This is a genomic window from Ralstonia sp. 110700041-2 (assembly GCF_056280165.1).
In genome coordinates this window covers 23,719-36,824 of sequence record NZ_JBSFAI010000022.1, presented here as the reverse complement: position 1 = coordinate 36,824, position 13,106 = coordinate 23,719, and the positions used below count along the sequence as shown (strand labels likewise).

General features: G+C 65.8%; 13 protein-coding genes. 3 read left to right on the top strand and 10 right to left on the bottom strand.

The window, feature by feature from the left end; all coding sequences use genetic code 11:
- The first annotated feature begins 278 nt into the window (after positions 1–278).
- Complete coding sequence (locus tag ACUXH0_RS25435) at positions 279–1,019, top strand: hypothetical protein (protein WP_182594936.1); 741 nt, start codon at positions 279–281, stop codon at positions 1,017–1,019.
- Positions 1,020–1,140: 121 nt separating this feature from the next.
- Entirely contained in the window at positions 1,141–1,311 is a 171-nt protein-coding gene (locus ACUXH0_RS25430) for a hypothetical protein (RefSeq protein WP_004634685.1), read from the top strand.
- Between the two features lie 22 nt (positions 1,312–1,333).
- On the opposite strand, the gene ACUXH0_RS25425 is transcribed toward ACUXH0_RS25430, so the two are convergent.
- From ACUXH0_RS25425 to hemA, 6 genes are all read right to left on the bottom strand, one after another.
- A complete protein-coding gene (locus ACUXH0_RS25425; RefSeq protein ID WP_004634689.1) occupies positions 1,334–1,957 on the bottom strand; it encodes a UbiX family flavin prenyltransferase in 624 nt (207 codons plus the stop codon).
- Positions 1,958–1,976: 19 nt separating this feature from the next.
- Complete coding sequence (grxD, locus tag ACUXH0_RS25420) at positions 1,977–2,288, bottom strand: Grx4 family monothiol glutaredoxin (RefSeq protein ID WP_012763060.1); 312 nt, start codon at positions 2,286–2,288, stop codon at positions 1,977–1,979.
- 68 nt (positions 2,289–2,356) lie between these two features.
- Positions 2,357–3,259, bottom strand: a complete 903-nt coding sequence (gene prmC / locus ACUXH0_RS25415; RefSeq protein ID WP_182594937.1) for a peptide chain release factor N(5)-glutamine methyltransferase — start codon at positions 3,257–3,259, stop codon at positions 2,357–2,359.
- A 97-nt stretch (positions 3,260–3,356) separates the two neighbouring features.
- The gene (locus ACUXH0_RS25410; protein ID WP_004634695.1) at positions 3,357–3,725 is read right to left on the bottom strand and encodes a hypothetical protein; all 369 of its coding nucleotides are present in this window, start codon (positions 3,723–3,725) and stop codon (positions 3,357–3,359) included.
- A 181-nt stretch (positions 3,726–3,906) separates the two neighbouring features.
- A complete protein-coding gene (prfA, locus tag ACUXH0_RS25405; RefSeq protein ID WP_012436504.1) occupies positions 3,907–4,989 on the bottom strand; it encodes a peptide chain release factor 1 in 1,083 nt (360 codons plus the stop codon).
- Positions 4,990–5,098: 109 nt separating this feature from the next.
- Entirely contained in the window at positions 5,099–6,406 is a 1,308-nt protein-coding gene (hemA, locus tag ACUXH0_RS25400) for a glutamyl-tRNA reductase (RefSeq protein ID WP_004634699.1), read from the bottom strand.
- 219 nt (positions 6,407–6,625) lie between these two features.
- Here hemA and ACUXH0_RS25395 point away from each other — a divergent pair, with 219 nt between their 5' ends.
- On the top strand, positions 6,626–6,868 hold the full coding sequence (locus ACUXH0_RS25395; RefSeq protein ID WP_004634701.1) for a GlsB/YeaQ/YmgE family stress response membrane protein: 243 nt from the start codon (positions 6,626–6,628) through the stop codon (positions 6,866–6,868).
- 30 nt (positions 6,869–6,898) lie between these two features.
- Here the strand turns inward: ACUXH0_RS25395 and ACUXH0_RS25390 are convergent, their stop codons facing one another.
- From ACUXH0_RS25390 to ychF, 4 genes are all read right to left on the bottom strand, one after another.
- Positions 6,899–8,857: a hybrid sensor histidine kinase/response regulator gene (locus ACUXH0_RS25390; protein ID WP_012436503.1), complete on the bottom strand. Its 1,959-nt coding sequence runs from the start codon at positions 8,855–8,857 to the stop codon at positions 6,899–6,901.
- A gap of 25 nt (positions 8,858–8,882) precedes the next feature.
- Positions 8,883–9,350 (bottom strand): response regulator, encoded by a 468-nt coding sequence (locus ACUXH0_RS25385; protein WP_024542170.1) that lies wholly within the window; start codon positions 9,348–9,350, stop codon positions 8,883–8,885.
- 26 nt (positions 9,351–9,376) lie between these two features.
- Positions 9,377–11,665 (bottom strand): ATP-binding protein, encoded by a 2,289-nt coding sequence (locus tag ACUXH0_RS25380; RefSeq protein WP_182594938.1) that lies wholly within the window; start codon positions 11,663–11,665, stop codon positions 9,377–9,379.
- A 338-nt stretch (positions 11,666–12,003) separates the two neighbouring features.
- The gene (gene ychF / locus ACUXH0_RS25375) at positions 12,004–13,098 is read right to left on the bottom strand and encodes a redox-regulated ATPase YchF (protein ID WP_012436500.1); all 1,095 of its coding nucleotides are present in this window, start codon (positions 13,096–13,098) and stop codon (positions 12,004–12,006) included.
- Between the last annotated feature and the right edge of the window lie 8 nt (positions 13,099–13,106).

The following is a 13,106-nucleotide window of genomic DNA, read 5'->3' as shown; positions in this document are numbered from 1 at the left end:
CGAGGAACGTGACGCTTCGGTCCTGCCGGTCATTCGTCTGTGCCGCCGAGATTTTACCCGCCGGACCTTTGCGAGATCAAAACCGGCAACATTTTGATAATGTTTCCAGCCGCATCGGGCCGCTATCCGCGTCAAATGGCGTGTAACCAAGCGGTTTCGAGCCGCTCGGCCATTCGGTTGACGGGAACGCAGGCCGCCTGCCGGCAGTCAGAATCGCTGTTCCGTGCGCCCGGATTCCCGCGTGGCACACTTTCGGCTCTTTTCTCAATGGAGTTCGCATGACCTGCTGGACGCGACGCGCCACTGCAACTGCTGCGCTTGCCATCTCGACCTCGTTGCTCGCGCCCGTGGCGTTTGCCGCACCCGCAGCCAAGGCTGCTCCCAAGGCCGCAGCACCCGCCAAGGCGGCGCGCGACCCTGGCGATGTGGCGGTGCTGCTCGATGCCTTTCCGCTCGGCAAGCCGCTGCGCAAGCTGCCTTCGTGCGAAGACGTCCGCGCGAATGGCGGCAAGGACGTCGCCGAATATTGCTCCGACGCGCTGGAATCGCACGGCCGCACGCGTTCGCTGGGCGTGCCGCAGGCATCGCGCCCCGAGTTGATGGATGGACCGCAGGCCGTGCTGCTGATTGACCAGGATGGCAACATCGCCGGCATGTTCGTGCCGACGCGCGGCGTGGATACCGAACAGCGCGTCTTCCAGGCCTTGTCCGATCGCTACGGCAAGCCAGCGCAGGAAGGCAAGGCGCCCCTCAAGCTCAAGTCTGGCAAGACAGTCGATTCGCTTCGCGCACGTTGGGCGGGTCAGCAGACGATCATCACGATGTATGCGATTCCTGAAGAGCCACAGAACGGCACGGTGGAATTCCTTTGGGCGCCGCGCGCCGGGGCGGTCATGGACCAGATGCGTGCGGAAGTCGACCCGAATGCACCCAAACCGCCTGCGGCGTCCGGTGTGGCCGCGTCCGCGCCCGCCGCGACGGCCAAGTCTTCTGCAGGTAAGCCGATGCCTAAGCAGTGAACTTACGAACACCCGTTCGTAGTTTTCGGTTACACCGCTTACACCCGCATGACGCCGGCGTCGCTCGCGCCGGCTTATAACGTCGACATGGCTCCACTAGCGGGGCCGAAGGACGCTAATCATGAAAATCGTGGCTCTGGCCTTGTTGGCCGCGACGCTTGGGGGATGTGCTGTGTATCCGGCGCCGGTGGCTGTGGCGCCTGCGCCGGTTTATGCCGCACCGGCTTATCCCGCCTATTACGGCGGCTATTGGGGTGGACCTTCGGTGTACTTCAATTACCACCACCGCTGATCGGCAGTCGGCTGATCAGCGTCTAGTCCGTTGAACGCAGGCCCCGCCAGCCCGGCGCCAACGTCTGCGGCAAGCCGATCAGATCCAGCACGCGCCCGACCGTGTGGTCGACCAGGTCGTCGATCGTCTTGGGGCGCTGGTAAAAGCCCGGCACGGGCGGAAACACGATTCCGCCCATCTCTGTGACGGCCGTCATGTTGCGCAGGTGCGCCAGATTCAACGGCGTTTCGCGCACCATCAGGATGAGGCGGCGGCGCTCCTTGAGCGTGACGTCGGCAGCGCGCGCAATGAGGTTGTCTGACAGGCCATGCGCGACGGCCGCCAGCGTCTTCATCGAGCAGGGCGCGACCACCATCGCTTCCGCCGCAAACGAGCCGCTGGCAATGGTCGCGCCGATATCGCGCACGTTATGCACGACGTGCGCCAGCGCTTCCACCTCTTCGCGTGCCATGTGCAGCTCATGCTGCACGTTCATCAGCCCTGCGGGCGACATCAGCAGGTGCGATTCCACCCCCGCTGTTTCACGTAGGCCTTCCAGAACCTGCAGCAGCCGCACCCCGTAAATTGCCCCTGACGCCCCCGTGATCGCCACGATGATGCGGCGCACGGGTGGCGTCTGAGCCGTGGCGTTCGGGGTCGGAGTCACGCTGAAATGAGACCGTAGCTCAAGCAGCCAGCAGCGGCTGCAGCTCGCCGCTCTGGTACATCTCCATCATGATGTCCGAGCCGCCGATGAACTCGCCGTTGATATAGAGCTGCGGAATGGTCGGCCAGTTGGCGTAGTCCTTGATGCCCTGGCGGATTTCGTCGTCTTCCAGCACGTTGACGGTGTGCGGACGGTCCACGCCGCAGGCCTTCAGTATCTGGATGGCGCGGCCCGAAAAGCCGCACATCGGGAATTGCGCCGTGCCCTTCATGAAGAGGACGACGGGGTGGCCTTTGACGATCTGGTCGATCTTTTCGTGCGTGGTGCTCATGGGGAGACTCGATTGGGTGAGGGGCGGCAGCCGGGTTCCCGAGCTGACATCCACATTGGAAAACCCATCTATTTTAGCGAGGAACGCGCACCGGCGTTTTGATCCGGCCATTGCCCGCCGCTGCACCGGTCGTGGCCGGCCAGGTCCTGCGCGGTGAAGACGTTGGCGAATCCCGCGCCGCCCAGCAGCGCACGCACAGGTTCGCCTTGGTCGTAGCCGTGTTCGACCAGCAGCCATCCCCCGGAGACGAGCCGCGCCGGCGCCCCGGCGACGATGCTGCGCAGGTGGCGCAGGCCGTCATCGTGGTCGGTGAGGGCGCTGCCGGGTTCGAAACGCAGGTCGCCTTGGTCGAGGTGCGCGTCGGTGGCGGCGATGTAGGGCGGGTTGCTGGCGATCAGGTCGAAGGCGGGGGGCGCATCGGTTCCGGCCAGCGCGCCGTACCAGTCGCCCAGCGCAGCCTGGACATTGGTGGCACCGAGCGCCTTGGCGTTGTCGATCGCCACGGCCAGCGCGTCGGCGGAGGCGTCGGTGGCCCATACGCGCGCATCGCGCCGCGCCAGCGCAATCGTGATGGCGATGATGCCGCTGCCCGTGCCCATGTCGAGCACGGCCGGCGCATCGCACTCCTCGAGGTGGTCCAGCGCCTGTTCGACCAGCAATTCGGTATCAGGGCGCGGGATCAGCACGGCGGGCGTCACCTTGAAGGTGCGGCCGAAGAATTCACGTTCGCCGAGCAGATACGCCATCGGCTCGCCGGCCAAGCGGCGCGCCGCGAGTTCGCTGATACGCGCGCGCGCGGCCACGTCGATGGCGCAGGTGTCTTGCGTGATGAGTTGCACGCGCGACAGGCCCGTCACGTGCGAGACCAGCATGCGTGCTTCCAGTGCGGGCAGGCCGGCACGGGCCAGCGCTGTCAGCGCATCGGCCACACGAGCCAGGGTTTCGGGCGAAATGACGGGAACAGACGACACGGCAATAGACTGGCAGCGGAGATCGGGCGCACAAAATAACACGGGCCCGGCCGATGTGGCGCGGGCCCGCGAGCGGGGCTGTGCGGTTGAGCGGCGCTTACTGCTTGGTCGCGTCCTTGACCTTGTTGGCCGCTTCCTTGGTGGCGTCAGCGGTTTTGTCTGCTGCAACCTTGGCCGCGTCGGCCGTCTTGTCGGCCGCGGTCTTGGCGGCCTCCTTGGCCTGCGCCAGCGCGCCCGAGGCGGAGACTTGCGCGTCCGAAGCCGCTTGCGACAGTTCCACCTTGGCGGCGTCCGCGGCCTTGGTCACGGCGGTGCCGGCGTTGTCGAGCGCCTGTTTGGCGGCGTCCTTCGATTGCTCCATCGCGCTCTTGGCCGCCTGGTCGGTGGCCTCGTCTTTCTTGCCGCAGGCGGCCAGGCCGAGTGCGAGGGTGGTGGCGACGGTAATAGCCAGCAGTTGGGTACGCATTGCGATTCTCCTAATCGTGATGTTGCCGCGCTTGTCGGTGAGTGCGTGCCGGATGCGACCGGCGATGCACTCGGCGTGATCGAGATCGATTATAGGAACGCGGGACCGTCTCGCCATCGCGCAAAGCTGTATCAAACGCAAGCGGATGTTACGGAGAGCGCGCTTTTTAACGATTGGGCGATCAGGCGTCTTCGCCCAGCGCCGCGAGCTGTTCCGCCTGGTGCTCAGCAGCCAACGCGCCCACGAGTTCATCGATGTCGCCGTCCATGATCGCGTCGATTTTGTACAGCGTCAGGTTTATGCGGTGATCGGTCACGCGGCCTTGCGGGAAGTTGTACGTGCGGATGCGGTCGGACCGGTCGCCCGAGCCGATCAGGCTCTTGCGCGCGCTGGCTTCCTTGGCTTGCGCCTCGCGCTCCTGGCGATCCTTCAGGCGCGCGGCAAGGACTTGCATGGCGCGGTCCTTGTTGCGGTGCTGGCTGCGGTCGTCCTGGCATTCCACCACCAGGCCGGTCGGCAGGTGGGTGATGCGCACGGCGGAATCCGTCTTGTTGATGTGCTGGCCGCCTGCGCCCGACGCGCGGAACGTATCGATGCGCAGATCGGCCGGGTTGATCTGGATGTCGGCCAGCGCATCGGCTTCCGGCATGACCGCCACGGTGCAGGCCGACGTATGGATGCGCCCCTGCGCCTCGGTGGCCGGCACGCGCTGCACGCGGTGGCCGCCAGATTCGAACTTCAGGCGCGAGTACGCGCCTTCGCCCACCAGCCGCGCAATCACTTCCTTGTAGCCGCCAAGGTCTGATGGCGATTCGCTCACGATCTCCACCTGCCAGCGCTGCCGTTCGGCGTAGCGCGTGTACATGCGCAGCAGGTCGCCGGCAAAGAGCGCGGATTCATCGCCGCCCGTGCCTGCGCGGATTTCCACGAAGATGTTGCGGTGGTCGTTCGGGTCTTTTGGCAGCAGCAGACGTTGCAGTTCGCCTTCGAGGGATTCCATCCGCTCGCGCGCGGCACGCAGTTCGTCTTCCGCAAACGCCTTCATGTCCGGATCGGCCGCCAGCTCCTGCGCGGTGGCGATGTCTTCCTCCGCCTGCTTCCATGCGGCAAATTGCGCGACCACGGGCTCCAGCTCGGCGTGTTCGCGCGTGAGCTTGCGATATTGGTCGAGGTTGGCGGTGGCGTCTTCACGCGCAAGCAGCGCGTTGATTTCGACGATGCGCTCGGCCAGTTGGTCGAGCTTGGACAGCATGCTGGGCTTCATTCGGGCAGTCGCGGAGGGAAACGCTGGAAGCGGAGGCGGCGCATGATACCGCGCCAGATGTTGCGCGCCGGGCGTGAAACCATGCGGCGCACGTGCGATGCGCTGGCCGCTAGCGCTCGGAGTGGCTGGACTGGCGGAATAGCGCCGGCAGCAGGTCGATGAGCTGTTCGCGGCCTTCGCCCTGCGCGTGGTTGAGCGCATGCGTCGGGCCGTGGAGGAATTTCTTGGTGAGCGCCTGAGACAGCGCTTCGAGCACCAGCGCCGGATCGTCGCCGCGGGCGAGCATGCGCTGGGCGCGTTCCAGTTCACCTTGGCGCAGCGTTTCAGCCTGGGCGTGCAGATCGCGAATGATCGGCACCACGCTGCGCGCATCGAGCCAGTGCATGAAGTTCAGCACGCGCGTTTCGATGATGGCCTCGGCCTGCGCCACGGCGGCCTGCCGCAGCGCGTTGCCTTCGCGCACGATAGCGCCCAGGTCGTCCACGGTGTAGAGGAACACGTCGGACAGACGTGCGACTTCGGGTTCGATGTCGCGCGGCACCGCCAGGTCGACCATGAACATTGGGCGGTGGCGGCGCTGCTTGATGGCGCGCTCAACGGCGCCCAGGCCGATGATGGGCAGCGTGCTGGCGGTGCACGAGACAACGATGTCGAACTCGGCAAGCTTGGTCGGCAGTTCGGCCAGACGCACGGCGCGGGCGTTCAGGCCCTGGTTCGACAGCGATTCGGCCAGCTTCTCGCCGCGTTCCAGCGTGCGGTTGGCGATCACCACTTCGCGCGGCGTCTGCGCGGCGAAGTGGGTGGCGCACAGCTCGATCATCTCGCCGGCGCCGATGAACAGGACGCGCTGATCAGCGATCGACTCAAAGATGCGCTGCGCCAGGCGAACGGCGGCGGCGGCCATCGACACGGAATGCGCGCCGATCTCTGTCGTGCCGCGCACTTCCTTGGCCACGGCAAAGGTGCGCTGGAACAGCTGATTCAGGTACGTGCCCAAGGCGCCCGCCTCGGTGGCGGTGCGCACGGCGTCTTTCATCTGCCCGAGGATCTGAGTCTCGCCCAGCACCATCGAATCGAGCCCGCTGGCCACGCGAAATGCGTGGCGTACGGCCAGCGACTGGCCGAGCGAATACACATGGGGCGCAAGTTCGCCGGCGTCGATGTTGTGGTGCTGCGCCAGCCAGCGAATGGCATGTTCGTGCGCGGTCTGTTCAGGCAGGTTGCCGTCGGTGGCGCAGTAGATTTCGGTGCGATTGCAGGTGGAGAGAATGGCGGCTTCTGCCGTGCTTCTGAGGTGGGGCAGATGCTGGCGCAGCGTGCCCAGCGCGGGCTTGAGCTGCTCGAGCGGAAACGCCACCTTCTCGCGCAGGGAAAGCGGCGCAGTGTGGTGGTTGATTCCGAGCGTCAGCAACTGCATGTGGGGCGGCCGGTTAAAGAAACGGCACGAATTTTGAGCACTCTGGATTATAACGCCCGGCCCCCGGATCAGCAGGACACAGGTCAAATCTGGTGACGTGTATGGATGAATGTCGGTTATTCGTCACGCGCCGCGCGGGCACCGCCGTGGCCTTCCGCTGCGTCCTGCGCTAAGGTACGCGTCCAGTTGAATCGCTCAAGGGCAATACGGAGAACAGGCATGGGGTGGATCGGGCCGCTGTGGATCGGGTTGGCGGTGGGCGTGGCGGCGCGTTGGCTGCATCCCGCAGGCAAACGCCTGGGATGGGCGGCTGCGCTGGCGACGGGCGGAATTGGAGCGTTGGTCGGCTACTACAGCGGCCAGTTCGCTCACCTGTATGCCGATGGGCAGATCATGGCGTGGACGGCCGCCGTGGTAGGCGCCATGCTGCTATCTGCAGCATGGGGCCTGTTGCGCCGCTAGGGTGACTGTCCTGCGGCATTCTGGCGCGGCTTATCCCGCGCCCACGCCGGTGGTGCGCGCGTCGCGCGCGGCCAGATAGCCGGCCATCAGCGTTTCCAGCCGCTTGAAGTCCACCGGTTTGGTCAGGTGATCCGTAAAGCCCGCGTCACGACAGCGGGCGATGTCTTCTTCCATGCCGTAACCCGTAATCGCGATCGACGGGGCGGCTTGCCGCTCGGCAAAAACGCGCACCACGTCCAGGCCGCTGCCGTCCGGCAGGCCGATATCGCTGATCAGCAGATCGAACGTGCCGGATTCAGCGGCTTGCATGGCCGTGCGCGCGCCATTGGCCACGGCGACGCTGTGGCCGAGGATCTCCAGCATCTGCGACATGGCTTCGGCCGTATCGGCGTTGTCTTCCACCAGCAGCACGTGCAGGCCGCGCGTCGGTTGGGCGCGTGGCGAGGGCGGCGACGGCGGCGTCTCGGGCTGCACCATCTCGGTGGCCAGCGGCAGCGTGAGCGTGAACGTGGCGCCCTCGTGGCGGCCGGCGCTCTCAGCGATCAATGAACCCTCATGCTTCTGCACCAGCGCATAGGCAATCGCCAGGCCCAGGCCAAGCCCGCCAAAGCGCTGTGTGATCGATGCATCGGCCTGCTCGAACGCCGAGAAGATACGCGGCAGCGCGTCGGGTTCGATGCCGATGCCGTTGTCCTTCACGGCCACGGCCACGGTGGAGGGCGAGGGGTTCCAGACGCGCACCCCGATGGCGCCGCCTTCGGGCGTGAACTTGACGGCGTTGCGCACTAGGTTCCAGATCACCTGCTGGATGCGCGCGCCGTCGGCATACAGCCGACTGCGGCCCGCCTCGAAGCGCGTCTTGAGCGACAGCCGCTTGGCCTGCATGTCGTTGCGCGACATCTCCAGCGTGCTCTCCAGCAGCGGATACAGGTCGACCAGCGCAAAGCTCACGGCCAGCTTGCCGCGCGCAATGCCGGTGATGTCGAGCAGGTCGTCGATCAGGCGTGCTTCCAGTTCGGCGTTGCGGCGCACGACTTCGAGCTGCGCGACCACATAAGCAGGCAGATCCTGGCGCAGTTCCAGCAGATGCACGGCGGTCAGAATTGGCGTGAGCGGCGTGCGCAGCTCGTGCGAGAGCACGGCCAGGAAGTGGTCCTTGGCGTGGTTGGCGGTCTCGGCTTCTTCCTTGGCACGGCGCAGGGCGTCTGCGGCGATGCGCTCTTCCGTGGAGTCGCGGATGATCTTGGAGAAGCCGACCAGTTGCCCCGTCTCGTTGTGGATGGCGGTGACCACGCTGGATGCGTAGAACGGCGTGCCGTCCTTGCGCAGCATCCAGCGGTCGTCGGTGAGGCTGCCTTCGCGGCGCACGCGTTCGAGCTTGCGCTGGAATTCACCTGCCTCGCGCGCGGCCTGCGGATACAGAATCTCCGCCGATTTGCCGAGGATGTCTTCGCGCGCATAACCAAGAATGCTGCGCGACGCCGCATTCCAGGTGCGCACGATGCCCTGCGGGTCGAGCGAGAGCACGGCGTGCTCCTTGAGCGCGTTGATCAGCAGGCGGAAGTGCGTTTCCGCTTCGCGCAGGGCAGCTTCTGCGGCGATGCGCTGGCGGCGTTCGGCTGCTTCGGCCAGCGCCCGCAGCAGCACCACGGGCAGGCGCTGCAGGCGCTGCTTGATGACGTAATCGGTGGCGCCGCGTTTGAGCATGTCCACCGCATGCTCTTCGCCCAGCGCACCCGACACGAAGATGAACGGCGTTTGCGGTGCCATGCGGCGCGCAATGTCGAGCGCCTCCGCCCCCGTGAACTGCGGCAGCATGTAGTCGGCCAGGATGGCGTCGAAGGTTCGCGCGCTCAGTTGGGCGATGAAGTCGGTCTCGTTGTCGACCAGCGTGGTGTCAGCCTGCAGGTTGGCGGTTTCCAGCCGTGCGCGCGTAAGTTCTGCGTCGAGCGGATTGTCTTCGACCAGCAGCAGTTGAAGATTGGGCATGGGGGCGAATGCTCCGGATGGGCCGCTAGCTTACCGGCAGCAACGTGCGGCGTGCCCGGGTGGAGCCGGGCGGCGGTTCATTGAGCACCGCCCAGAATACGCCCAGGTCGGCAATCGCATCGACAAACGCCCGGAACTCCACCGGTTTGACCACGTAGGCGTTGACGCCCAGTTCGTAGCTGCGCAGCAGATCGGTTTCTTCGCGCGACGACGTGAGCATGACCACGGGCAGGCTCTTGAGCGCGGGCGTGGCACGGATCTCGGCCAGCACTTCCAGCCCGTCGACCTTGGGCAGCTTCAAGTCGAGCAGCACCACGGCAGGGTTGCCCGGCACGCGTTGCGCGTACAGGTTGCGCGCGTGCAGGTAGTCCAGCGCTTCAGCGCCGTCGCGGGTGACGACCACATCGTTGGCAAGCTGGCTGCGCTCCAGCGCCAGCAGGGTCAGCTCGAGGTCGTTCGGATTGTCTTCAACGAGCAGGATGGGTTTGAGCATGGTGGCAATGAGCGTGGAAAGAACCATCAGGCATCGCGAGTCACGGGTGTGCGGAGGCCCGCTGCGGATGCCGCCTGCGGGTCCGGCGTGCGCGGCAGCGCGAAGTAGAACGTCGCGCCGCGATCAAGCTCGCCCTCGGCCCAGGTGCGGCCGCCGTGGCGATCGATGATGCGCCGCACATTAGCCAGGCCGATGCCGGTGCCCTCGAACTCGTCCATGCGATGCAGCCGCTGGAACACGCCGAACAGCTTGGCCACGTATTCCATCGAGAAGCCCACGCCGTTGTCGGCAATGCGCACGATGGTTTCGGCGTCGGTCTGTTCGGCGTCGATATGGATGCGCGCCGGGTCACGGCCGCGCGTGTATTTGACTGCGTTGGAGAGCAGGTTGCGCATCGCCAGTTGCAGGAATGCCGGGTCGGCGCGCACCACCGGCAAGGTGGCGATGTCCCATTCAATATGGCGACGTCCCTGATCTGGCGTCAGATCGCGCACGACGCCGCGCACGAGCTGTGCGAGATCGACGTCGGTCAGATGAAGCGCGCCGCGGCCCATCTGCGAAAAGGTCAGCAGATCGTCGACCAGCTTGCCCGCAAAGCGCGACGACTCTGAGATCGTCTGCAGAAAGTGCCGCCCGCGTGCCGAGACGTGCTGGCCCTCCATCTCGTCCAGTAGTTCGGCATAGCCGGCGATGTGGCGCAGCGGCGCGCGCAAGTCGTGCGATACGGAATACGAAAACGCTTCCAGTTCGTGGTTGGCGCGGCGCAGTTCGCTGGCCAACTCCGCGGCTTCTTCCGCGCGGCGCAGCACGATGTTCAGGACGGCGTAGCGGAACTCCGCGGCGGTTTCCACTTCGCTTGTGCGCCACGGGCGCGAAGTGTGCGCGATGCGCTCCTGCCAATGGCGGGTGCGGCCCAGCACGTGCTGGCTGTCGTGGGCGATGGCCGCGTCCGGTGCGTCGCCCGCCCAGCGCACGGTGTGCGGGGTTTCGGGGCGGAACCACAGCACGTAGTGGCGATGCAGTTGCGAAACCTGCACGGCCAGCACGCCACTGGCCTGGGGCAGCAGCGCTGCGCTGTCCGGGTAGGTGGCGGCCACACGGTCGGTGTGGAAGACCTCCCCGGGGTGCGCATTGGCCAGCCATTCGGTCAGGCGCAGGATGCTGGCTTCGTCAGGCGCGGCACCGATGCGCACGCACTCGCCCTGGCGAACGATGGCGGCGCCGCTGGCCGAGGCAAAGCGCAGCAGATCGGCGGGATGTTCGAGCAGGCCTTCGTGGAAATGGTCACGGTCGGCCATCGCGGCCAGCAGGCGCACAAGGATGCGTCGCAGTTCCAGCCGGTGGGCGATCTCGGCGCGATCTTCCTTCGCTTCGATCTGCAGCGACAGAATCTGCGCCAGGTGTTCGCATGCCGTGCGCACTTCAAACGACAACGAACAGGGCGTCGCATGGTGGCAGGCGATCAAGCCCCACAGGTTCCCGCGCACCGTAAGCGCCAGCGTGAGCGACGCCTTCGCGCCCATGCGGCGCATGGTTTCGCGCTGCGCATCGGAAGCCGCGCGCAAGGCCGCGTAGGTCAGATCGGTCGTCCGCCCGGTGGACGGATGCAGCGGGGGCACCAGCCCCACCGGCGTGTCGTCGACGTCTGCCACCAGGCGCAAGGGGTTGTGGCTATACAGATTGCGCAGTTCGGGCGTTATGCCGGCGCCAGACAGGTGCGTACCGACCAGCGTGTCATAGGCCTCGTTGCGCGCTTCAGCGAGCGCTTGCAAGGAGCCATCGCGCTCAATGCGGTAGATCGTGACGCGGCCAAAGTGGGTGAGGTGGTGGACTTCGCGCGCGGCGAGGTCCGTCAGCGCATCGATCGTGCCTACGGCTTGCAGGCTGGCGACAAAGGTGCGCACCAGCGGATACATCGACGCAAACGCGCCGTCGGCCGCATGCATGGCGGGTTCCACCTCCAGGATGAGCGTGCCCTTGTGCCGATGCACCACCGCGTCGAGTGCGTGCCCGTGCGGCGTCAGGAGTGTGCCGATATACAAGGGGTGTCCGTCGATGCTGTGCGTGCCCAGGGCGCGCTCCAGCACCTCGCGCCCCGCCGTGCCGATGACATGGTCAACAGGCGCCTGCAGCGCGGCAGCCAGTGGCGTACCCAGCGCGGCCTCCAGGTTTTCACTCACCTGATGGATGCGTAAATCGGGTTCGGACAGGCACAGCAACACCCCGCGCGACTGGATGGCAGCGTTGCTGCCGATACCGGTCGAGGCGTCGATGTCGTCAACTGCAGACAAGGGCGGAGGCGATTGCGAACTCATGGCGTTGGGCGAGTGCGCCGTCCGAACGGTCCTGGCTGAATGCCAGTCGGGGCGGCGGGCTGCCCCGGGCGGAAGCGGCCTGCCGGGGTTCAGCGTATCTGCCGTGTTTCACGCAACCGGCGTGCCAGCGACGTGAAAATGGCGCAGCGATGGGCCTTGCCGAGCATCGAAGCCGTCTTGTTCACTTGCCCGCGTGTAAAAAAGTGATGCTGGGCCGCCTCAACGTTACAAGGGCGGGGACGGCATTCGTCTGGCGGGCCACCGCTGCGTGCTCGCGCCTCGCCCATGAAAAAAGCCCCGCAATCACTGCGGGGCTTTCTCGTTGAACGTGCGCGGGGTCAGACGTTGAACAGGAAGTGCAGCACGTCGCCGTCCTTGACGATGTATTCCTTACCTTCGGCGCGCATCTTGCCGGCTTCCTTGGCACCCTGTTCGCCCTTGTACTGGATGAAATCGTCGTACGAAATGGTCTGGGCGCGGATGAAGCCGCGTTCGAAGTCGGTGTGGATGGCCGCTGCGGCGCGCGGGGCCGTGTCGCCGATGTGGATCGTCCAGGCGCGCACTTCCTTCACACCGGCGGTGAAGTAGGTTTGCAGGCCCAGCAGCTTGAAGGCCGCGCGGATCACGCGGTTCAGGCCGGGTTCGTCCATGCCGATGTCGGCAAGGAATTCGGCCTTGTCGGCGTCATCCAGATCCGCGATTTCGGCTTCGATGGCGGCGCACACAGCCACCACCGGCGAATTCGTCTGCGCGGCGTAGTTGCGCACGGCATCCAGATGCGGGTTGTTCTCGAAGCCGTCTTCGCGCACGTTGGCAACGTACATGGTCGGCTTCGCGGTGATCAGGCACAGCGGCTTGATGGTTGCCCATTCGTCGTCGGTCAGGTTCAGGCCGCGCACGGGCTTGGCTTCGTCCAGCACCTTCTGCGCTTTTTCCAGCACGGCGACCAGCTTGGCGGCTTCCTTGTCGTTGCCCGACTTGGCGGCCTTGGTGTAGCGCTGCAGCGCCTTTTCCACCGTAGCCAGGTCAGCGAGGGCCAGTTCGGTGTTGATGACCTCGATGTCGGCGATCGGGTCGACCTTGCCAGCGACGTGGATCACGTTTTCATCTTCGAAACAGCGCACCACGTGCGTGATGGCATCCGTCTCGCGAATGTTGGCCAGGAACTGGTTGCCCAGCCCCTCACCCTTGGAGGCGCCCGCCACCAGGCCCGCAATGTCGACGAACTCGACCACTGCCGGCAGCACCCGCTCGGGCTTGACGATGTCGGCCAGTGCCTGCAGACGGGCGTCCGGCACTTCCACCACGCCGACGTTGGGCTCGATCGTGCAGAACGGGTAGTTCTCGGCGGCGATGCCGGCTTTGGTCAGGGCATTGAACAGGGTCGACTTACCGACGTTCGGCAGACCGACGATGCCGCATTGGAGGCTCATGGTGAAAA